The sequence below is a fragment of the Stenotrophomonas sp. FR010 genome, from assembly GCF_047520755.2.
Taxonomy (GTDB): Bacteria; Pseudomonadota; Gammaproteobacteria; order Xanthomonadales; family Xanthomonadaceae; genus Stenotrophomonas; species Stenotrophomonas sepilia.
Window position 1 is genome coordinate 53,573 of the sequence record NZ_JAXBQT020000021.1, and the last position, 21,335, is coordinate 74,907.

Below are 21,335 nucleotides of genomic sequence, written 5' to 3' on the forward strand. Positions count from 1 at the left end.
GGGCCGGAACGAGAGTTGATGAGCAGGCTGTTCAGAAGCGTCGAGGGCGGGGAGCTGTTCCCCAACGGAAGCGTGGTCTGTATCGGTGCATTCGACGGCCTCCACCTGGGCCATCGTGCGCTGGTCCGCCACGCGGTCGCCCGCGCGCGCGCCTTGGGCGTGGCCGCAGTGGCCGTGGCATTCGAACCGCTGCCGCGTGAGTTCTTCGCGCAAGGCACGCCGCCGCCGCGGCTGACCCTGGCGCGCAGCAAGGTCGAGATCCTGCGCGAGCTCGGCGTCGATGCGATCGGCCTGCTGCGTTTCGATGCCGCGATGGCGGCGATGCCGGCCGAGACCTTCGTGCGCCAGTTGCTGGTGCACCGGCTGGGCGCCCGCGAAGTCTGGATCGGGCCGGAGTTCTGCTTCGGCAACCGCCGCCGCGGTGATCTGGCGCTGCTGCAGGAGATGGGCGCCGAACTGGGCTTCAGCGCCGGCGAGATTGAAGCGGTGGACCTGCATGGCGAGCGCATCTCCAGCACCCGCATCCGCCAGCTGCTGCAGGGGGGCGATTTCGCCCGCGCCAACGATCTGCTCGGTCGCCCGTATGCGATCAGCGGGCGCGTGGTGCGCGGTCGCCAGCTTGGCCGTACGCTGGGCTTCCCCACCGCCAACCTGCGCTTCCCGAAGACCCCGGCACTGTCGGGCATCTACGCAACCTGGGTGCACGGCGTGTTCGACCAGCCGTGGCCGTCGGTGTCCAGCTTCGGCACCCGGCCGACAGTGGACGGCGTGGAGCCGCTGCTGGAAGCCCACCTGTTCGATTTCCAGGGCGACCTGTACGGGCGCCACATCGACGTGGAGTTTGTCGCCAAGCTGCGCGACGAAGAGAAATTCAATGATCTGGCGGCACTGACCGACCAGATGCACCGCGACGCCGAACAGGCGCGCGCCCTCCTTTCCGAACATAGATTGCGAGCCACTGCGTGAGCCAGGACTACAAGACCACCCTGAACCTGCCAGCCACCGAATTCCCGATGCGCGGCGACCTGCCCAAGCGCGAGCCGGGCATTCTGGCGCGGTGGGAAGCGCAGGGGCTCTACCAGCAGCTGCGTGACAACGCCGCCGGCCGCCCGCTGTTCGTGCTGCATGACGGCCCGCCCTACGCCAACGGCCGCATCCACCTGGGCCATGCGGTCAACAAGATCCTGAAGGACATCATCGTCAAGTCGCGCTACCTGGCCGGCTTCGATGCGCCCTATGTGCCGGGCTGGGACTGCCATGGCCTGCCGATCGAGATCGCGGTCGAAAAGAAGTGGGGCAAGGTCGGCACCAAGCTCGACGCCGTCGAATTCCGCCAGAAGTGCCGCGAGTTCGCCGAAGAGCAGATCAACATCCAGCGCGTGGACTTCAAGCGTCTGGGCGTGACCGGCGATTGGGACAACCCGTACAAGACCCTGAGCTTCGACTTCGAAGCCAATGAGATCCGTGCGCTGGCCAAGGTCGTCGCCAACGGTCACCTGGTGCGTGGCGCCAAGCCGGTGTACTGGTGCTTTGACTGCGGTTCGGCGCTGGCCGAGGCGGAAATCGAGTACCAGGAAAAGGAATCGCCGGCGATCGACGTGGCCTACGCCGCGCGCGATGCCCAGGCCATCGGCAAGGCGTTCGGCGTGGGCGTGCCGGCCGACGTCGAAGTGGCTGTACCGATCTGGACCACCACGCCGTGGACGCTGCCGGCCTCGCTGGCGGTGTCGCTGGGTGCGGAAATCAACTACGTGCTGGCCGAGGGCCCGGCCCACAACGGCAAGCGCCGATGGCTGGTGCTGGCCGCCGCGCTGGCCGAGCGCGCGCTGCAGCGCTACGGCGTCGAGAGCGTGGTGCTGCACGGTGAAACCACCGGTGCGGCACTGGAGAACCAGCTGCTGGCGCATCCGTTCTATCCGGAGCGCGACATCCCGCTGCTCAACGGCGACCACGTCTCCGACGAGGACGGTACCGGTGCGGTGCACACCGCCCCCGGTCACGGCCAGGAAGACTTCGTGGTCAGCCAGAAGTACGGCCTGCTGGACAAGTACAACGCCGGCCAGGTGACCCCGATCGACGGCCGTGGCGTGTACCTGGAATCGACCCCGCCGGCCGGTGAGGTGGTGCTGGCTGGCCAGCATCTGTGGAAGGCGCAGGAGGCCATCGTCGGCGTGCTGCGCGACAGCGGCGCGCTGCTGGCCTTCCACCCGATCCGCCACAGCTACCCGCATTGCTGGCGCCACAAGACGCCGGTGGTGTTCCGCGCCACTCCGCAGTGGTTCATTTCGATGGACAAGGCCAACCTGCGCAGCGATGCGCTGGCTGCGATCGACACTGTCGGCTGGTTCCCGACCTGGGGCAAGGCGCGCATCCAGAGCATGGTCGACGGTCGCCCGGACTGGACCATCTCGCGCCAGCGCACCTGGGGCGTGCCGATCGCACTGTTCACCCATCGCCAGACGGGCGAGATCCATCCGCGCTCGGTCGAGCTGATGCAGCAGGTCGCCGACCGCGTCGAAGCCGAGGGCATCGATGTGTGGTACTCGCTGGACGCCGCCGAACTGCTCGGCGCCGAAGCGGCCGACTACGAGAAAGTCACCGACATCCTCGACGTCTGGTTCGATTCGGGCGTGACCCATGAAGGCGTGCTCGCCGCGCGTGGCTTCGGCAAGCCGGCCGACCTGTACCTGGAAGGCTCCGACCAGCACCGCGGCTGGTTCCAGTCCTCGCTGCTGACCGGCGTGGCGATCGACAAGCGCGCGCCGTACAAGCAGTGCCTCACCCACGGCTTCACCGTGGACGAGCACGGCCGCAAGATGTCCAAGTCGCTGGGCAACGGCATCGAGCCGCAGGACATCATGAACAAGCTGGGCGCGGACATCCTGCGCCTGTGGATCGCCTCGGCCGACTACAGCAACGAGATGTCGCTGTCGCAGGAAATCCTGAAGCGCAATGCTGACGCCTACCGCCGCCTGCGCAACACCGCACGCTTCCTGCTCGGCAACCTGGACGGTTTCGATCCGGCCCGGCACCTGCAACCGCTCGAGCAGATGGTCGCGCTGGACCGCTGGATCGTGCATCGCGCCTGGGAGCTGCAGGAGAAGATCAAGGCGGCCTACGACGGCTACAACATGGCCGAGATCGTGCAGCTGCTGCTGAACTTCTGCAGCGTGGACCTGGGCTCGCTGTACCTGGACGTGACCAAGGACCGCCTGTACACCATGCCGACCGATTCAGACGGTCGCCGTTCGGCGCAGAGCGCGATGTACCACATCGCTGAAGCGTTCACCCGCTGGGTGGCGCCGATCCTGACCTTCACCGCCGACGAGCTGTGGGGTTACCTGCCGGGCGAACATGCCGGCCATGTGCTGTTCACCACCTGGTACGACGGCCTGGCGCCGCTGCCGGCGGATGCCCAGCTCAACGCCGCCGACTTCGACCAGCTGCTGGCCGTGCGCGAGCAGGTGGCCAAGGTGCTCGAGCCGATGCGCGCCAACGGTGCGATCGGTGCTGCACTGGAGGCGGAGATCACCATCGCTGCCAGCGAAGAGCAGGCTGCGCGCTGGCAGCCGCTGGCCGATGAACTGCGTTTCCTGTTCATCAGTGGCGACGTGCAGGTGCGCCCGGCGACCGCCGACGAGGTGTTCGTCAGCGCCCAGCCGACCACCAAGGCCAAGTGCGTGCGCTGCTGGCACCACCGCGCCGACGTCGGCAGCAACGCCGACCATCCTGAGCTGTGCGGCCGTTGTGTGAGCAACGTGACCGGCGCCGGCGAAGTGCGGAGCTGGTTCTGATGGCCGCGCCCCGTCCACATCCGAACGCCCTGGTCTGGCTGCTGCTGTCGGCGGCCATCATCGGCCTGGACCAGTGGTCCAAGGCCTGGGTGCTGTCGAGCCTGCCGGAGTTCCAGCCAGTGGTGGTCATCGACGGCTTCTGGAACTGGTACCGCACCTACAACACCGGCGCGGCATTCAGTTTCCTGAGCGACGCCGGTGGTTGGCAGAAGTACTTCTTCACAGCGCTGGCGATCGCCATCAGCGGGCTGATGGCCTGGTGGCTGCGCGGCACCGCCCGCGGCAACTGGAAGGCTGCGGTGCCGTATGCACTGATCATCGGCGGCGCCATCGGCAACGTGATCGACCGCCAGGTGCACGGTCACGTGGTCGATTTCATCCAGTGGTACGTGGGCAGCTATACCTGGCCCTCGTTCAACATCGCCGATTCGGCCATCGTGGTGGGTGCCATCGGCATCGCCCTGTTTGGCCTGTTCGACGGCAAGTCCGCCAAAAAGGCGGATAATGCCAATCCGAAACCGTAAGCCGGCCGCTGCCGGGAGATTGAACTGATGGATGTGCTGCTCGCCAACCCGCGTGGTTTCTGTGCCGGTGTCGATCGTGCGATCGAGATCGTCAAGCGCGCGATCGAAACGCTGGGCGCGCCCATCTACGTCCGCCATGAAGTGGTGCACAACCGCTTCGTGGTCGACGACCTGAAGCAGCGCGGCGCGATCTTCGTCGAGGAGCTCGATGAAGTGCCGGACAACAACACGGTGATCTTCAGCGCGCATGGCGTGTCCCAGGCCGTGCGCCAGGAAGCCGAGCGTCGTGGCCTGAAGGTGTTCGATGCGACCTGCCCGCTGGTGACCAAGGTCCACTTCGAAGTCGCCCGTCACTGCCGTGCCGGCCGTGACGTGGTGCTGATCGGCCATGCCGGTCACCCGGAAGTGGAAGGCACCATGGGCCAGTGGAACCGCGAAGCCGGTACCGGCCAGATCTACCTGGTCGAGGATGTCGAGCAGGTCGCCACGCTGCAGATCAACCAACCGGACAACTTCGCCTACACCACCCAGACGACGCTGTCGGTGGATGATACGCGCGGCATCATCGATGCGCTGCGCGAGCGTTTCCCGGCGATGCAGGGCCCGAAGAACGACGACATCTGCTACGCCACGCAGAACCGCCAGGACGCCGTACGCGATCTGGCCAAGCGCTGCGACCTGGTGCTGGTGGTCGGTTCGCCGAACAGCTCCAACTCGAACCGTCTGAGCGAACTGGCCCGCCGTGAAGGCGTGGAGTCGTACCTGATCGACGGTGCGCACGAGATCGACCCGGCGTGGGTGGTGGGCAAGCAGCACATCGGCGTGACCGCCGGCGCCTCGGCGCCGCAGGTACTGGTCGATGGCGTGCTGGCACGCCTGGCCGAGCTGGGTGCCACCGGCGTGGGCGAGCTGGACGGCGAGCCGGAATCGATGGTGTTCGCGCTGCCGAAGGAACTGCGTCTGCGCCTGGTCGACTGACCCGGCCTGGCTCTGGTAGGTGAGAACTGCACAAGGTGGGTGCGAACCTTGGTTCGCACGCCTTTGGCATGCACTGATGGGCGCACCGCCCATGACCTTTGGCCATGGGGGCAGGGCACCGCACAGGCCTAGCATCGGAGGATTCTCCGCTGCTGGAAGTTGCCGATGAAGACCCGAGCCCTGGCGATGTCGTTGCTGTTCGCGCTGGCCGCCACGCCCGCGCTGGCACAGGCCTCGCCATCGGGTGATGCCGCAGCCCCAGGACTGCTGCGCATCGATGTGGATGCGCGCGATCTGGCCCGGCGCATCTTCAAGGTGACCGCCACCGTACCGGCCAAAGCCGGTCCGATGACCCTGCTGTACCCGCAGTGGATTCCCGGCAACCATTCACCCACTGGCCCGATCGACAAACTGGCCGGCCTGCGTATCACCGCCAACGGCAAGCCGCTGGCCTGGCAGCGCGACCAGTACAACGTCTATGCCTTCAAGCTGAACGTACCGGAGGGCGTCAGCGAGATCGTCGCCCACTTCGATTTCCTGTCCTCGCAGGGTGGCAGCCAGGGCCGGGTGGTGATGACCCCGGAGATGCTCAACCTGCAGTGGAATGCCAACTCGCTGTATCCGGCCGGCGTCGATGCACGCGACCTGCAGGCGCAGGCCAGCGTGACCCTGCCCAAGGGCTGGTCGTTTGCCACTGCGCTGGAAATCGCGCGACGCGACGGCGATACCGTGGTGTTCAAGCCGATCTCGTATGACCATCTGGTCGATTCGCCGTTGTTTGCCGGCGAGCACTACCAGCGCATCGATCTCGATCCGGGCGCGAAGGTGCCGGTGCACCTCAATGTGTTTGCCGACGAGGCCAAGTCGCTGAAGCCGAGCGAGGCACAGATCACCCTGCACCGCGCGCTGGTGCAGCAGGCCGACAAGCTCTACGGTGCGCGTCACTACAACCACTATGAATTCCTGCTGGCGTTGACCGACCGTCTTGGTGGCATCGGCCTGGAGCATCACCGTTCCAGCGAGAACAGCGCCGACCCGGGTTACTTCACCGAGTGGGACGACAACGCCTGGATGCGCGATCTGCTGCCGCACGAGTACACCCATTCCTGGAACGGCAAGTACCGCCGTGGCGCTGACCTGGCCACCGCCAACTTCAACACGCCGATGGGCGACAGCCTGCTGTGGGTGTACGAAGGCCAGACCCAGTTCTGGGGGCAGGTGCTGGCGGCACGCTCGGGGCTGTGGTCGACGGCGCAGGCACGCGACATGCTGGCCAATGTGGCCGCGACCTATGATCGCGGCCGTCCGGGCCTGGCCTGGCGCCCGTTGCAGGACACCACCAACGACCCGACCATCGCCCAGCGCCGGACGTTGCCGTACCGCAACTACCAGATGAGCGAAGACTATTACTCCGGTGGCCAGATGCTGTGGCTGGAAGTGGAGGGCAAGCTGCGCGCGCTGAGCGGCAACCGTCGCAGCCTGGATGACTTCGCGCGTGCGTTCTTCGGCGTCGGCAACGGCGACTGGGACGTCAACCCGTACACCTTCGACGACGTGGTGGCGACCTTGAACGGCATCGCGCCCTACGACTGGGCGACGTTCCTGCGCGGGCGCCTGGACGGCCACGGTTCGTTGACCGGGGGGCTGGAACTGGCGGGCTGGAAGCTGGTCTACCGCGATACCCCGAACGACGCCTACAAGGCACAGGAGAAACGCGCCAAGGCGGCGTTGCTGGCGTACTCGCTGGGCGCGACCGTGCTCGACAGCGGCACGGTCGGTGACGTGATCTGGGACAGCGCGGCCTTCAACGCCGGTCTTGCACCCGGCATGAAGGTGATCGCTGTTGGCGGGCGCGAGTACAGCAGCCAGCGCTTGAAGGATGCGGTGGCGACGGCGGCCAAGGACAAGGCGCCGATCGTGCTGCTGGTGAAGCAGTTCGACCGCATCGAGACGATGAACATCGACTACCACGGTGGCCTGCAGTATCCGGTGCTGGAGCGCATTGCCGGCAAGCCTGACCGTCTGGCGGAGCTGTGGAAGGCGCGATGACAGCGCGCGTGCGCGACGTCGGGATCCTTCTGATGGCGGTCCTCGCCATCATCGGCGCATTCCTGCACGGTGACGGGCGCTGGCTGCATTGGCTGGCGAAGCCGGCGACCACGCTGCTGATCGCTGCCATCGCCTGGCAGGTGCGTGATCCTGCGCAGCCGTCCTACCGGCGCGCGGTGCTGGCCGGCATGCTGCTGTCGTGCATGGGTGACATCGCGCTGATGCTGCCGATGGACGCGTTCGTACCGGGGCTGGTGGCGTTCCTGCTGGCGCACCTCTGCTACATCGTGGCCTTCCGTGAGGGCCTGCGTGCCGGGCGTGGCCTGCTCGCCGCCAGCGTCCTGCTCGGCGCGTTCGCTGTACTCAATGTGCTTGGGCTGTGGCCGCACCTGCCTGCACCGATGCGTATGCCGGTGCTGGCGTACGTGATGGTGCTGGCCTCGATGGCGGTGTTGGCCTTGGCACGGCAATGGCGCCGGCCACAGCCCGCTGCCGTGGAAGCCAGCAGTGCACGCTGGGCTGCCGTCGGTGCGCTGCTGTTCGTCGCCAGCGATTCGCTGCTGGCCTGGGACCGCTTCGCCGGCGGCCTGCCACTGGCCAGCCTGCTGGTGCTGTCCACCTACTACGGCGCCCAGTACGCCATCGCCCGCTCGGTGAAACAGCAAAAAGGGGACGGAGGGGATTAAGTCGCAGACGGCACCAAGGCGTAAACGACTTAATCCCCTCCGTCCCCTTTTTGCGTTGACTATCGTCGGTTCGCGTTGCCGGAACGGCCCTGTGCGTCGAACGAGAGTCGTGCGGACTGGCGATCGCCGGCGACCTCGTCCGGCAGCCACACCAGCCTGCCACCCTTGCGCACGATCACATAGACGTGGCCGACGTCACCCGGCGTGGCCATCAGCGCGTTGCGCTGCGCCTGCAGCGCCTGGGCGACGCGTGGCACTGCCTCGAAATCGATGTTGGCCAGCGCCGTGCTGCTGCGGCGCAGGGTGATGGTGGGCGCGAAGCGCTGCGGATCGACCGGGTCGCCCTTGCGCCACTGGCCGTGCTCGAAGTGGTAGCTGTCCACGTGCGTAGGTTGCTGCGGATCGACCAGGTCCAGATTGATGCGGCCATCATCGTAGAAGTGGATGCTGTGGAACACCATCAACCGGTGCCCGGCCAGGGCTGGCATCTGTTCCAGTGCCTGGCGGGCGGCCAGCAGGTAGTCCGCATCGAACAAGCGGTTGCTGCGTTCGGGCATCGGCATCGACCGCGGTTCGGGAATCGGTGCGAGCGAAGCAGGCCTCTCGCGCGCTGGGGGCCTGGTGATCGGCGTGGTTGCGCGGTCATCCTGCACCGAATGGCCCATCGTTTCGGCAAGGGTCTGCAGTGCCCCGCCGGCAACGGCGACGCCGGCCAGCAACAGCAGCACCATCGAAAATACCAGTCGCGTCGAGGGGGGCTGCTTCATACACCCTCCAGGCGAACGTTGCCGCGATCTTCCGGGTCGTACAGCAGCGTGACCTGCTCGCGTGGAAGGTTGGCCAGCTCGATCAACGGGATGAAGCGGCGCACGCTCACCTGCTGTATGCCACCTTCGCGGTCGGTGTACTCCAGCTGGAACTCCACCTGCGGCTGCTCGTTGAGGTAGGTGCCGGTCTGGCGCAGCTTCAGCACCTTCGCATCCACGCCGATGCCGCGGTACTTCAGCGCGTCTCCGCGTGCATCGGCATGCAGCACGCGCCCCAGGACGCGCAGGCCCAGGGCGTAGCCGCACAACACCAGCGGGCACACCAGCAGTGGGTGGCCGAAGGACAGGAACGTCCAGCCCAGGCCCTCGCTCTGCAGCCGATAGGCGAGCACGTAGGCGCTGGCAACCACGACGATGCCGATGACCGCGCCGGCGCCGCGGCGCCAGAGGCTGGCGACATCCAGTTCGGGCTGGGCACCGTCCAGCACCACATTGGGGAACGCACCCGGCATCCGGCTCAGGCGAACCTCGATGCGCTGGCCGGCCACGAAACGCTGCAGCTGCGGTTTGCTGTCCACCACCAGCATCTGTTCGTTGATCGGCGTGCCGGACAGGTTCTGGAAGCCCAGTTGCAGCTTCCACTGCGCGAAGCCGCGCACGTGCACGCCGGTCTGCTCGGCCTGTTCGATCAACGCCTCACGTGGCTCACCGTCGGCCAGAATGGTGCGCACCCGATGCAGCGCGCGCGGTGGGCCCAGCAGCAGGTAGTGCAGGAAGGCGAGCAGCAACGCGAGCCACAGGGCCAGCGACAGCGTGAGCAGCAGCAGGGCCAGCCATGGCGCGCTGCGGTCGGCCAGTGGCACCGGCCACGACGTGCCGAAGTAGAGGATGCACGGGAAGGGCAACGCGAAGAACAGCAGGAACGCGCCCCAGAACCAGAGATAGGCCTTCATGGGGTGGTGGGGGACCGATGGAACAGGGCGCGTAGGGTACTACGCTCAGCGGATCTGCAGGGTCAGCAGGAAATAGCGGCCAAGTGGATCGTCCAGCCCAGGCATCTGGCCGCCATTGCCGACCAGGTAGTTCACCGGTTGCGTGTCGAGCACGTTGTGCACGTCCAGCGCGGCGACCACGCGCGGCCCCAGCCGCCTTGCCAGATGCAGGTTCCAGCGCAGCTGCCGCGGATTCATGCAATGGTTCTGCTCGCGCTGTTCTTCCGGGCACTCCGCACCGGGCAGCCAGGCACGCGTGCGTCCCACCTGGTTGCCGCGCAGGGCGATGTCCCAGTTGCTGTTCTGCCACTGCACATTGAGCACGGCGGCCATTGCTGGCGTGACATGGCCACGCAGGTCCACCGTCGCTTCGTGGCCACGCTCGCGGCGTAGTTCCTGCTGTTTCAATGCATCGACGGAGAACAGCCACTGGCCGGTGCTGCCGGTGTCGATGTGGTACTCCCCGCGCAGAACAAGGTTGCGCGACGTGGTGCGGCCGATGTTGTCGAAGGACAGGCGCAGGTTGTACAGGCGTCCATCCTCGTCCAGCTCCCAGGTGCTGCGGTTCCACACCGCATCGGCCGGTTGCAGGGCCAGGATTTCATTGCGCAGTTCGACGATGTTGTGGGTCAGCGACAGTGAAAACGCATCGGTCGGTGTCCAGGTCGCACCCAGGGAATGACTGCGCGACCGCTCCGCTTTCAGCGCATCGTTCTCCACCACGTCCACGGTTACGCTGCAGCGTCCGTTGCCGTTGCTCTGCGCGCAGTCGGGCAGTGCACTGGAGGCGGGTAGTTCGATCGCGCCGAAATAGCCCGGCGGCCGCCGTTGCTCGAACAGGCTGGGGGCCCGGTAGCCGCGCCCGGTGGCAAGCAGGAATGACCACTGCGGTGTCGGGCTCCAGCGTACGCCCACGCGGGGCGAGAAAGCCTGGTAACCGCCATCGCGGTCCCAGCGTGCTGCCAGGTCCATACGCAGCGTGCGCGCCAATGGCAGGCCGAGTTCGGCGTAGGCACCGCCACTGCGGCGTGACAGGTGGCGTTGTTCCTGTGGCAGGCCCAGCGCCAGGTCGCCCTGGCTCAGCAGCGCGTCGGGATGCGACGTCCAGCGTTCCTGGCGCAGGTCGATGCCGGTGGCCACTTGTGCAGCACCGCCGGCCAATGGCATCAACTCGCGCTGCATGCCCCACCAGCCCTGCCACTGCTCGGTGCGCCCGCGGTTGCGGATCGACGGGAACAACTGCGCGGCGGTCTCTGCCGGCAATGAGGTGAAGCCGGGCAGGAAATCCAGCGTCTCGGCCGCGCGCAGCAGTGGTTGGGCGCGCACGGTGCCGGACGTCGTCAGAGTGACATCGCTGCGCTGTGCGCTGATGCCGGCATCCCAGCTGCGGCGGCCTTGGTCGTGGCCGATGCCGAAGGTGACGTCGGCATCGGTGGCACGTACATGCGGACGCACGTTGCCGGCTTCGCGCAGCACGCTGTTGAAGGTGAACCCATAAAGCCCGATGGCTACAGCGGTCGGGCCGAGGTCGAAGCGTTGCCGGTTGTGGCTGGCCCTCGCCTCGGCGTAGGCGTAGCGACCTTCGCCGCGCTCATGCCGATAGCGCAGGTAGGCCGAGGCGGTGTCCGAGGCCGGTTGCAGCGAACGCGGGCGTGCGCTGTCGAACCAGCAGGCACCATCGCGCCGTTTCAATGGCCCTTCGCAGCGCGTTGCCGGCCAGTAGCGTCCATCGCGGAACGCGCCGATCAGGTACTGCGAGGTTTCCGCATGCCATTCGCGGCGATCGCCGGCCACGTGGTCGATGCGATGCAGGTCGATGCCAGCGAACCAGCGGTCCCCTCCGTCGCGCACGCCACCGGTGGCCGCCTGCAGGCGATACTGGCCGGCGTCGCCGCGCCCGCTCAGGCCGGTCTGCAGCATGGCTTCAGGGCCATCGGCCTGGTCACGCAGGATGATGTTGACCACGCCGGACATCGCGTCGGCACCATAGATGGCCGACGCACCGCCACGCACCAGTTCGATGCGCTCGACGAAGCTGAGCGGGATGCCCCCCAGGTCGGTGAGTCCGCCCTGTTCCAGCGACACCATCGGATAGCGTGGCAGGCGCCGGCCATTGACCAGGAACAAGGTCGCACGCGGTCCCATGCCGTCCAGGCTGGTGGTGGTGGCCGCACCCACCGGCAGGTACTGCGAATCGCCACTGCGCGAGGTGCTCATTGCCGGGTGGCCGTTCATGCCCGGCAAGTGCCGCAGCAGGTCGAACAGGCTGCCGTAACCGCTGCGCAGGATGTCATCGCGGTCGATGATGGTCACCGGCAGCGTGGTCTGCACGGAGGTGCGCGGCAGCCGGCTGCCGGTGACATGGATCGGCGCCAGCTCGACCTGCGGTGGCGTCTCGGGCACCCTGCCCGGCGACGGTGCCGCGGGCATCGCACGCGCCGCGACCGGCGGTGGCGATGGCGGTGCCGGCCGGGTGCGGCGGACGACGAATCCACCGGCAGGCGTGCGCAGGATGGTCACCGGCATGCCGGCGACCAGTTCCTTCAGGGCCGCGGCCGCATCGCTATGGCCATGGGTGCCGGCCGTACGCAGGCCATCCAGTTCACGCGCATCGAACAGCAGGGCGATGCCACTCTGGCGCGCCCATTGCTGCAGGGCAGGTGCGAGCGGGCCTGAACCCACATCGACCTCCAGGGTGCCGGCCTGTTCGGCTGCATCGGCAGAGGGCAGCGCGGCAAAGCTCAGCGCGAAGCAGAACAGGGTGCGGAGCAGCCCCTCCCGCAGCGCGCCCGGTACTGCCTTCACTGCAGGCCTCCTCAGTACGTGCGGCGCAGTTCCAGCGCGCCATCCGGTCGCGTCTGGCCAGCCACCGACCAGCCCAGTTCCAGCGCCGACAGCAGTTCCTGCGCATCGCCGGCACGGAAGGTGCCACTCACGGCCAGGCTGGCGATCTCGGGATCGGCGATCACCAGCGGCGTGCGACCGTAGCGGTTCATGCGCTCGACCACGATCGACAGCGGCGTGGCATCGAACACCAGCTGCCCTTGCAGCCAGCCTTCGGCAGCGGCATTGGACGACAGCGCCGGGCCGGGCTGGAAGCGGCCCGAGGGCAGCACCTGCAGCTGCTGGCCGGGTGCCAGGGTGTGCTGGGCCCCGCCATTGCTGACTTCCACCGCACCTTCCAGTAGCGCGACTTCGACCAGGCCGTCGTTCAGGCGCTCCACCTGGAAGGTGGTGCCGATGTCGCGGATGGTGCTGTCGCCGGCGCGCAGCTGCAGCGCCTTGCTCGACGGTGCGACCTGCAGCTGCAGGCGGCCCCGTTCCAGCACCAGGTTGCGATGGCGCCAACCGAATCGGGCGTGCAGCGTGGTGCCCGCATCCAGCGTGGCCACGCTGCCATCGGCCAGCGTCTGCTGCCGGGGCTGGTGGGAATCGTTGGCATAGCGCAGCGCTGTGGGGTTGCCGTCGATGGCGACCATCCAGCCGATCCCGATGGCCAGGCAGACGCCTGCGGCGGCGGCCACTGCCGGCAGCCAGCGACGCTGCGCCGGCCGCGCCGCACGTGCCGCGGCGGTGCGCAGCCACGGGTCGGCGGCCAGTTCTTCGCCCCGCTGGAACAGGGTCTCGGCATCGATCCAGGCGCTGACATGGGCCGGGTCTTCGGCCAGCCAGTCCTCGAACGCCTCGCGCTCGCCCGGCGTGCAGTCCGGAGCCTCCAGCCGCGCCACCCAGGCGCTGGCGCGTTCGAACAGCAGGGTGTCTTCCCTGGGTCTGGCGTGACTCATCCGTTGTCCCTGTCGTTGTGCAGCGGATCCGATCCGAGTTCCTGGCGCAGGCCCTGCAGGGCGCGGGCGATATGTTTTTCCACGGTCTTGGCGGTGATTCCACAGTGCCGCGCGATCTGCGTATAGCTCATGCCGGTGATCCGGTTGAGCAGGTACACCTCGCGCGCGCGCTCGGGCAGCTTGAACAGGGCCTGCCGCAGCAGGGACAGCATCTGCCCGGACTCGGCCTGGCGCAATGGATCGGGCGACGTGCTGGAGGGCTCGTCGCCGCCATCGTGTTCGGCGAGGGACAGGTGTGGCCGCGACTGCGACGAGCGGCCGCGGTCTGCCAGGCGGTTGCGGGCGATACGATACAGCAGCAACCGCAGCTCGTCGGCACTGTGCGCGCGATAGCGGATCAGCCGCTCCATGCAGTCCTGCGCGATGTCCTCGGCATCCTCCGGCCCAACGCCGCGCGTGCGCAGGAAAGCGCACAACGGCGCGCGCTCTTCCCGTACGAACGCAATGAACGCGTCCGCCGGCACGGACAGGTCCGGCGCGCGATGGATCAGAGGAGAGGGGGCGGACAGGGCTGGCCTCGGGCTTCGGTGGCGGGTGCGTCTTCGAGTTTTACGCGACGATGACCGGATGGGGAAGAGTGTGCATGGCCCCTGATTCCATTGTGAATGCATTCATGTTTCGGGGGCTGGTGCGCTGGGGGAGTTTGCGCCGCCCGGACGTTGAACTCCTGACCCGTGTGTTGCGGGTGGAGAGAGAACACATGAAGCATTCGAAGTTGAGCCTGGCCCTGGCCGGGCTGATGGGCATCACCGCCATGGCGGCGGTTGATGACGTCATGGCAATGAATTATCACGTGCGGGACGATCGCGTCTTCCTCAGCGGCGGCGTGACCGTCGCCGACGTGGTGGCGCTGCCCGCGCTGCTGGCCAAGGCACAGGCTGAAGGCCGTCCGATCCGCGAGGTCGTGCTGCGCACATCCAATGGTGGCGCGCTGATCGCCGGCGAGTGGCTGCAGGCGGTGATCCGCACCCAGGGCCTGGACACCATCGTGTCCGGCCACTGCATCTCGTCCTGCTCGATCATGCAGTCCGGTGGCCTCAACCGTTACCTCGGCGGCGATCTGCCACTGGTCGACTCGGTGCAGATCCATGCCGCCAGCAGTGGCGGCAAGATCACCTATGCGCCGTCAGCGCGCATGACCCAGATCTACACAGGCAACTACGGCGGCGGGATGGATGCGGGCCTGTTGCACAAGGCGATGTATGAAGTGGTTCAACCCAATGGCCTGCTGGTATTCCGCGACCCGGCGCGCACCACGGGTACGTCGGTCACCTTCGATCCGGATGGCAGCGGCAGCAAGCTGGAGTCGTTCCCGGGCCAGGACATCCGCGGCAACAACATCATCAACACGGCAGGCTATCGCGATCCGGGCGACACCCTCCGTGTCACCAGCAACGTCAGCGGCGACATCAACCCGGGCTACCTGCGCACCGCGCGCCAGCTGCAGGCCTTCGTCGACGACGATTTCGCGCGCTGGAACACCGACTGGGCCAGCACCTACATCAACTACGCGGTGAGCCTGTACAACGTCTCCACGCGGGGGCCGAACGGCATCGGCACGCAGTCGCTGCAACAGCTGCTCGCCGATCCCGACCTCCAGGAAGAGCTGCGCGGCCAGTTGCGGCTGGCCGATCTGGATGCGTCCACCCTGGGCAGTTCGGCGGGCGTGATCCGTGTCAGCAACGGCGCCACCTGGCGCACCGCCGAAACCACCGGCGCCGATTTCATTCTGGTGGACAACGGCACCATCGCACTGGAGGGTGGTGCGCTGCGCACTCCCGAACTGCGGGTGATGCCGGGCAGCATCGTGGTTGGCCATGGCGATATCGCATCGGTCGGCACCGACAGCGATGCGTTGCTGGATGGCACCGGCCCGTCCTACCGCGAAGACGGCTTCAACCGCCTGCGCGTGTTCGGCACGCTGATGCCGCGTGGTGGTGATCTGGTGACCCACGGCTACGTCAACATCATGCCCGGCGGGCAGGTGCTGTTCGACGTTACCGAAACCGGTGGTACCGGCAGTGGCCGCCTGCGCGTGGGCAGCTTCTACGATGGCGGCTCCGAGGAGGGCGCGCTGGTGATCGCGCAGGGCGCACACCTGGCGTTGAACGTCGCCCAGGGCTTCTATGCCGGCACCTACCGTCGCGACCTGGTGGAAGGACCGATCTACCAGGGGGGCTTCCAGGATGCCGTGCGGCTGGGCGATGCCGGTTACAGCGCCAGCATCACGGCCGGTGAAGTGTTCCGCCCGCGCCACAATTCGCTGCTCAGCTTCAACGTCAACCAGACCGCCGATGGCCTGTGGTTGACCGCCAATCCAGGCTTCGACCAGCTGGGCCTGTTCACCAACGGCACCTCCGGCGACGGCCTGGGGCGCGCGCTGGCCGCTGCATCGGCCCGCCAGGACAGCGGCCTGAAGTCGTTGCTTGGCGCGCTGCAGTTCGCTGACCGTGATGTGATCGCACAGCAGGCTGGCGCCCTGCGCGGTGACGCGCACGCCAGCCTGCGCCTGGCCGACAATGCACTGATCGGCAGCATCGGCAACGTCGTGCAGCAGCACCAGGCAGCGATGCGCAGTGGCGGCGATGCCGATGGCCTGGCCTCGCAGGCGGCGCAGTCGGTCTCGGCGCAGCCAGGCATGCGCCATGGCAGCCTGTTCAATCAGCTGGCCATGCATCTGGTCGAGCCGGCGGGCGAGGCTGCTGGCGACAGCGGCGTGGCGGGGCGCAGCCATGGCCTGTGGGCACGCGGTTTCGCCAGCCATGGCCGCATCGACGCCGACGGTGGTGTGGCCGGCCTGAGCCACACTGTCGGCGGCATCGTGATCGGTGCCGATACCCGCGTGGCCGATGACCGCGTGACCCTCGGCGTGAGCGTGGCCGCCGCCGACATGTCGACCAAGGCCAGCGACGGCTCCGGCTTCAGTGGCGACGTACGCGCGCTGGATGTGGGCGGCTACCTGGATGCGACCTATTCGCGGGGCTACCTGTCGGCTGCCGTGCGCTACACCGACCTGCGGCATGACACCCGCCGCAGTGTCGGCGGCATTGATGGGCTGCAGCAGCCTCTGCGCGCGAAGTACAGCAACGATGCCATCTCGGCACGGGTGGAGCATGCGTTCTCCTTCACCACTGGAAAGGGTCTGGTGATCCAGCCGCTGCTGCCGGTGGTGGACTACGCACGGACCTCGGCCACCCGTTTCAATGAAGGGCAGGGCGCCGGTGCGCTGGTGGGCCGCAGCGGCAGCCTGGAGAGCATTCGTGTGGGTGCCGGCCTGCAGCTGTTCAAGACCTTCGAAGGCAACAACGGTGAGCGCATTACCCCGCGTGCCCGCGTGGTCTGGCAGAAGGAGCTGGGCGATTCGCAGGCGCGCTACAGCACCGGCTTTGCTGCGGCCCCGGACCTGCTGTTTGGTGCCAGCAGCCAGGCCGTGGGCGAGCAGGTGCTGGCCTGGAACGTCGGCGTGACCAGTCGCGCCAGCGAGCGCCTGTCGATCATGGCCGACTACGTGGGTGAGCGCCGCGACGGGCAGATCCAGAACGGCGTGATGCTGGGCCTGGGCTACCGGTTCTAAGGGGCATTCGGTCCCGGCGATATCCGTATCGCCGGGACCATCCCATCAGGGCAGGTGCTGCGGTATGGTCGGCAGGGAATTCCAGCCAGGCCTGTCCATGCAGATCGCCGTTTTCAGTGCCCGCCCCTACGATCGTCGCTTCCTCGACGAGGCCAACCAGCGCGATGCGGCCGGGCAGGGCTTTGCATTCGTGTACTTCGATGCCGCGCTGGACGTGCATACCGCTGCGTTGGCACAGGACTGCGCCGCGGTATGCGTGTTCGTCAACGACCGCCTGGACGCGCCGGTTCTGCACGCCCTGCATGCGTTGGGCGTGCGCGCCGTGCTGCTGCGCTGCGCGGGTTTCAACAACGTGGATCTCGTCGCCGCGAAAGCGCTGGATCTTTTCGTGGCCCGTGTTCCTGCCTATTCGCCCGAGGCCGTGGCCGAGCACGCGCTGGCGCTGGTGATGACGCTCAACCGGCAGACCCATCGCGCCTACAATCGCGTGCGCGAGGGCAACTTCATGCTCGATGGCCTGCTCGGCCGCACTCTGCATGGGCGCACGGTCGGCATCGTCGGCACCGGCAAGATCGGCCTGGCCACCGCGCGCATCTTCCACGGCATGGGCTGCACCGTGCTGGGGCATGACCCGTATCCATCGCCGGCCTTCGCCGGCGTGGGCGACATGGTTGGGCTGGATGAACTGCTGGCGCGCGCCGATATCGTGTCGCTGCATTGCCCGCTGACACCCGATACCCAGCATCTGATCAACGACGCCTCGCTTGCGCGGATGAAGACCGGCGCGATGCTGGTCAACACCTCGCGCGGCGGGCTGGTCGATACCCATGCGGTGATCCGCGCGCTGAAGTCACGGCGGCTGGGTCATCTGGCCATCGACGTCTACGAGCAGGAAAGCGCGCTGTTCTTCCAGGACCTGTCCGGCGAGATCATCGACGACGAGGCCTTCCAGCGCCTGATGACCTTCCCCAACGTGCTGGTGACCGGCCACCAGGGCTTCTTCACCGTAGAGGCGCTGCAGGAGATATCGGCAATCACGCTGGGGAACCTGCGGGATTTCGCCGAGGGGCGGGTGTGTGCGAACCGGGTGGAGACATCGCTGAGATGATTGGAAGTCATGAGGGGTGTGCGTTTTCATACCTATCATTGAGGGGCGCAGATGAAACGCTTAGTCACCTTGAAAGTTGGGCTGCTGTTTCCATTGCTGATGGCGGGCGGCTGTGCAGCGGAGGAGTCCCGAGGCGAGAAGGGGTGGGAAGGGCTAGAACGATGCGTGACAACAATCGAGACTTACGTTCAAGAGACGAGGGGATGGAAACGGGAGATGTATCGGATTGCGGAGGAGTCTTCCGGCACCGCAGATATTGGCTTCTCGGTCCAGCACGTCCATGACAGGGTTCTGCTGCCAGAAGGTGGACTGAAGTCATTTCATGTTGATCTCGACCAGCGATGTTCCAAGGTCATCCGTGAAAGCCACTATCAGTAGCTGGTAGCGGCTTGTTGGCCCATGAAGAGGGTAGATGCGCGGCCATTGACCGCATGTTGCTTGTAGTCCTACAATGCCCAGCTAGGCCGGAATAGCTCAGTTGGTAGAGCGGCGCATTCGTAATGCGTAGGTCGCAGGTTCGACTCCTGTTTCCGGCACCAGTTGCAATGAAAAGCCCCGGCCTTGGTTGGGGCTTTTTGTTTGCGCCCGCCGGTGATCCTTGGATGGCCACCTCACTGAAGGCTGCAAGCCTTCATCAACGCCTCGTCATCCCTGCATCCTTCGCCAGCCACCACGCCAGCTGCCGGAGATAACCACCTGCAGCTCCCGCCAATGCACCGATCATCAGGCGTGCAAGCACTCTGATCCCGCGCGCGGCCCGCTCCCGCACCCAAGGCAGTACCGCCACCACCTGCGCACCCAGCAACAGCATCAGCACGTCCAGCCCCAGCGCATCCACCACCGGCAGCAACGGCAGCAGATCCGGATTGCAGGCCAGCACGATTACCAGTGCAGCACCCAGCACGGCCATCAGGCGGCGCCCGGCGGGCACGGTGGTCCAGTGCAGCAGTCGGCTGATCAGGCGCATGGCATTCCTTGTGCCTTGTGTCATCTGCGGGAATCCTCATCAGGCCCGATCGGCCGCACCGGCTGCCGCAGCACGGTCTTCAACCGCGCCGCCTCGGTCCTGCGTGGGTCGCTGAGGTAGATCTCATGATGGGACCCGGCAAAGGTGTATCCCAGTGCGGGCATCACTTCGTCATGCAGCTGCGCCAGGATGGGGCCTTCGTCGTCGTAGGCGCCTACATGCAAGGTCTGCAGGCTGGGGCCCTCGGCAAGGATCTGATGGCGAAGGCTGGGCGGCGCGTCCCGCAGCTTCGTGCGCGCCTTGCCGATCGCGGCCTGCCACAGTGCGGGGCCGATGCCCTCGGGCGTGCGGATCATTACGGTCCAGGCCCACTCATCCTTGCGCCGCGCGGCGAAGCTGGCCGGGTCCTCGGCGCTCCACAGCGCTTCCAGCGGTGGCACCACGTAATCGCGCCCTTCGGCCTTCAGCGCGAACTTCAGTGCATAGCTCACCGAATACAGCCACTGCACGGCCTGCAGGTAGGCGGGGGCCGTGTTCGGGTCGCCGCGACCATCGACCATCACGTAGGGCAGGGGCGGTACGTCCACGGTCACGAACCGGCCCATCGGGGCCTGATAGAGCGCCCGGTCGCGCTTCCTGAAGTCGATCTTGTCCACGGGCCTTCCTCCTGCGCCGAGCATCCCACGCCAGGCACCTGCCAGCACGCCTGAACAGGTTCAGATGACTTTGCCGAACGAGGGCGGAGCGCCGGCCACCACTCGATGCTAGGATGCCGCCCCCGGCTGTTTTGCCCGCCGCGCCTGCGCGGTGCGACAACGTGTCGCAGCCAGAATCGGGCCTTTCCTGCGCTCGATCATTGTCAATGCCTTTCTTAAATGGTGGGTGACGGCCTAAAATTGAAAGGCTGACTCGCCCCCACCTCCCTGCCTGTCTTCCGGACCGGTGGGACCGGCTTTGGCTGGAACAGGCAGGGACGGGGAACGGCATTCCCTCGCAATTGGATCGACCGATGATTCCGTTGAAAACCCTTGGGCGCTGGTTGCGCCCGGGCCTGCTGCTGTCGTTGCTGGTGATGCTCACCGGCTGCGATGCCGTGGCCATCCTCAGTCCGAAGGGCCAGATCGGCCAGGATGAGAAGACCCTGCTGATCACGGCCACCGTGCTCATGCTGCTGGTCGTCATCCCGGTCATCATCATGACCCTGACGTTCGCGTGGAAGTATCGCGCCTCCAACACCAAGGCCCGTTACGAGCCGAAGTGGTCCCACTCGACGGCGATCGAGGTGGTGGTGTGGTCCATTCCCTGCATGATCGTGCTGGTGCTGGCGGTCCTGACCTGGCGTTCGTCGCACGCACTGGACCCGTATCGTCCGCTGGATTCGGACGTCAAGCCGGTCACCATCGAGGCGATCTCGCTGGACTGGAAGTGGCTGTTCATCTATCCGGAAGAGAAGGTGGCGGTCGTCAACGAAATCAAGTTCCCGGTCAACACGCCGCTGAACTTCAAGATCACGTCCGATTCGGTGATGAATGCATTCTTCATCCCGCACCTGGGCAGCATGATCTACTCGATGGCTGCGATGGAGACCAAGCTCCACCTGATCGCCAACGAGACCGGTGAATTCCCGGGCATGTCCTCGCACTACAGCGGCGCGGGCTTCGCCAAGATGCACTTCACCGCCTACTCGGTCACCGATGCCGAGTACCGCCAGTGGCTGGACCAGGTCCGCGCCGGCGAGCAGACCCTGGACAAGGCCTCGTTCAAGGCCCTGGGTGAAGCACGCAACGCCGAGTGGTATCCGGTCACTTACTTCGGCAAGACCGAAGAAGGCCTGTTCGACTGGGTCATCGCCAAGCACATGGGCGACAACAAGCATTACGGCATGAAGCACTCGCATGCTGGTGCCGCCGCTGCCGATGCCGCCACCCATGAAGCGCACGAGGGCCACGCCCCGAGTGACGCGCATGATTCCAAGGAATCGGGTGAAAACCTGGATGCCACCGAACACGAACACGCAGGCCATGCCGGCCACGCGGGTTCGGGAGAATGAA

General features: G+C 66.6%; 17 protein-coding genes and 1 tRNA gene. 11 read left to right on the top strand and 7 right to left on the bottom strand.

What is annotated here, in order from left to right:
- Nucleotides 1–18 precede the first annotated feature (18 nt).
- The 6 genes from ACM0PK_RS17110 to ACM0PK_RS17135 all read left to right on the top strand — a co-directional run bounded on the left by ACM0PK_RS17110 (nucleotide 19) and on the right by ACM0PK_RS17135 (nucleotide 8,031).
- A complete protein-coding gene (locus tag ACM0PK_RS17110; protein ID WP_069139084.1) occupies nucleotides 19–966 on the top strand; it encodes a bifunctional riboflavin kinase/FAD synthetase in 948 nt (315 codons plus the stop codon).
- Nucleotides 963–3,794 carry an isoleucine--tRNA ligase gene (gene ileS / locus ACM0PK_RS17115; RefSeq protein ID WP_414606834.1) on the top strand — a complete coding sequence of 944 codons (2,832 nt, stop codon included), beginning with the start codon at nucleotides 963–965 and terminating at the stop codon, nucleotides 3,792–3,794. The genes ACM0PK_RS17110 and ileS overlap by 4 nt, the downstream gene beginning before the upstream one ends.
- The gene (gene lspA / locus ACM0PK_RS17120; protein WP_005408564.1) at nucleotides 3,794–4,318 is read left to right on the top strand and encodes a signal peptidase II; all 525 of its coding nucleotides are present in this window, start codon (nucleotides 3,794–3,796) and stop codon (nucleotides 4,316–4,318) included. Before ileS ends, lspA begins: the two co-directional genes overlap by 1 nt.
- Nucleotides 4,319–4,345: 27 nt before the next feature.
- The gene (gene ispH / locus ACM0PK_RS17125; RefSeq protein WP_111201649.1) at nucleotides 4,346–5,296 is read left to right on the top strand and encodes a 4-hydroxy-3-methylbut-2-enyl diphosphate reductase; all 951 of its coding nucleotides are present in this window, start codon (nucleotides 4,346–4,348) and stop codon (nucleotides 5,294–5,296) included.
- A gap of 165 nt (nucleotides 5,297–5,461) precedes the next feature.
- On the top strand, nucleotides 5,462–7,345 hold the full coding sequence (locus ACM0PK_RS17130) for a M61 family metallopeptidase (protein ID WP_414606833.1): 1,884 nt from the start codon (nucleotides 5,462–5,464) through the stop codon (nucleotides 7,343–7,345).
- Nucleotides 7,342–8,031 (top strand): lysoplasmalogenase, encoded by a 690-nt coding sequence (locus ACM0PK_RS17135; RefSeq protein WP_111201647.1) that lies wholly within the window; start codon nucleotides 7,342–7,344, stop codon nucleotides 8,029–8,031. Before ACM0PK_RS17130 ends, ACM0PK_RS17135 begins: the two co-directional genes overlap by 4 nt.
- 59 nt (nucleotides 8,032–8,090) lie before the next feature.
- Here the strand turns inward: ACM0PK_RS17135 and ACM0PK_RS17140 are convergent, their stop codons facing one another.
- Genes ACM0PK_RS17140 through ACM0PK_RS17160 form a run of 5 tightly spaced genes read right to left on the bottom strand, consistent with a single transcriptional unit; the run spans nucleotide 8,091 to nucleotide 14,099 of the window.
- Entirely contained in the window at nucleotides 8,091–8,798 is a 708-nt protein-coding gene (locus tag ACM0PK_RS17140) for a hypothetical protein (RefSeq protein WP_414606832.1), read from the bottom strand.
- Nucleotides 8,795–9,751 (bottom strand): hypothetical protein, encoded by a 957-nt coding sequence (locus ACM0PK_RS17145; RefSeq protein WP_206621290.1) that lies wholly within the window; start codon nucleotides 9,749–9,751, stop codon nucleotides 8,795–8,797. Before ACM0PK_RS17145 ends, ACM0PK_RS17140 begins: the two co-directional genes overlap by 4 nt.
- A gap of 45 nt (nucleotides 9,752–9,796) precedes the next feature.
- Entirely contained in the window at nucleotides 9,797–12,595 is a 2,799-nt protein-coding gene (locus ACM0PK_RS17150) for a TonB-dependent receptor plug domain-containing protein (RefSeq protein WP_111201644.1), read from the bottom strand.
- Between the two features lie 11 nt (nucleotides 12,596–12,606).
- A complete protein-coding gene (locus tag ACM0PK_RS17155) occupies nucleotides 12,607–13,575 on the bottom strand; it encodes a FecR family protein (protein ID WP_111201643.1) in 969 nt (322 codons plus the stop codon).
- Nucleotides 13,572–14,099 (bottom strand): RNA polymerase sigma factor, encoded by a 528-nt coding sequence (locus ACM0PK_RS17160; protein ID WP_088496450.1) that lies wholly within the window; start codon nucleotides 14,097–14,099, stop codon nucleotides 13,572–13,574. The genes ACM0PK_RS17155 and ACM0PK_RS17160 overlap by 4 nt, the downstream gene beginning before the upstream one ends.
- Nucleotides 14,100–14,335: 236 nt before the next feature.
- Here ACM0PK_RS17160 and ACM0PK_RS17165 point away from each other — a divergent pair, with 236 nt between their 5' ends.
- From ACM0PK_RS17165 to ACM0PK_RS17180, 4 genes are all read left to right on the top strand, one after another.
- Entirely contained in the window at nucleotides 14,336–17,209 is a 2,874-nt protein-coding gene (locus tag ACM0PK_RS17165) for an autotransporter domain-containing protein (RefSeq protein ID WP_414606831.1), read from the top strand.
- Between the two features lie 97 nt (nucleotides 17,210–17,306).
- Nucleotides 17,307–18,317 (top strand): 2-hydroxyacid dehydrogenase, encoded by a 1,011-nt coding sequence (locus ACM0PK_RS17170; RefSeq protein ID WP_134972497.1) that lies wholly within the window; start codon nucleotides 17,307–17,309, stop codon nucleotides 18,315–18,317.
- A 51-nt stretch (nucleotides 18,318–18,368) separates the two neighbouring features.
- Complete coding sequence (locus ACM0PK_RS17175) at nucleotides 18,369–18,695, top strand: hypothetical protein (RefSeq protein ID WP_111201640.1); 327 nt, start codon at nucleotides 18,369–18,371, stop codon at nucleotides 18,693–18,695.
- A gap of 85 nt (nucleotides 18,696–18,780) precedes the next feature.
- Nucleotides 18,781–18,856 (top strand) — tRNA-Thr (locus ACM0PK_RS17180).
- 95 nt (nucleotides 18,857–18,951) lie between these two features.
- On the opposite strand, the gene ACM0PK_RS17185 is transcribed toward ACM0PK_RS17180, so the two are convergent.
- Both ACM0PK_RS17185 and ACM0PK_RS17190 read right to left on the bottom strand, forming a co-directional pair.
- A complete protein-coding gene (locus ACM0PK_RS17185; protein ID WP_111201639.1) occupies nucleotides 18,952–19,284 on the bottom strand; it encodes a hypothetical protein in 333 nt (110 codons plus the stop codon).
- 20 nt (nucleotides 19,285–19,304) lie between these two features.
- Nucleotides 19,305–19,940: a GyrI-like domain-containing protein gene (locus tag ACM0PK_RS17190; protein ID WP_414606830.1), complete on the bottom strand. Its 636-nt coding sequence runs from the start codon at nucleotides 19,938–19,940 to the stop codon at nucleotides 19,305–19,307.
- A gap of 353 nt (nucleotides 19,941–20,293) precedes the next feature.
- Between ACM0PK_RS17190 and cyoA the strand changes: the two genes are divergently transcribed.
- Entirely contained in the window at nucleotides 20,294–21,334 is a 1,041-nt protein-coding gene (cyoA, locus tag ACM0PK_RS17195) for a ubiquinol oxidase subunit II (protein ID WP_005415723.1), read from the top strand.
- Nucleotide 21,335 lies beyond the last annotated feature (1 nt).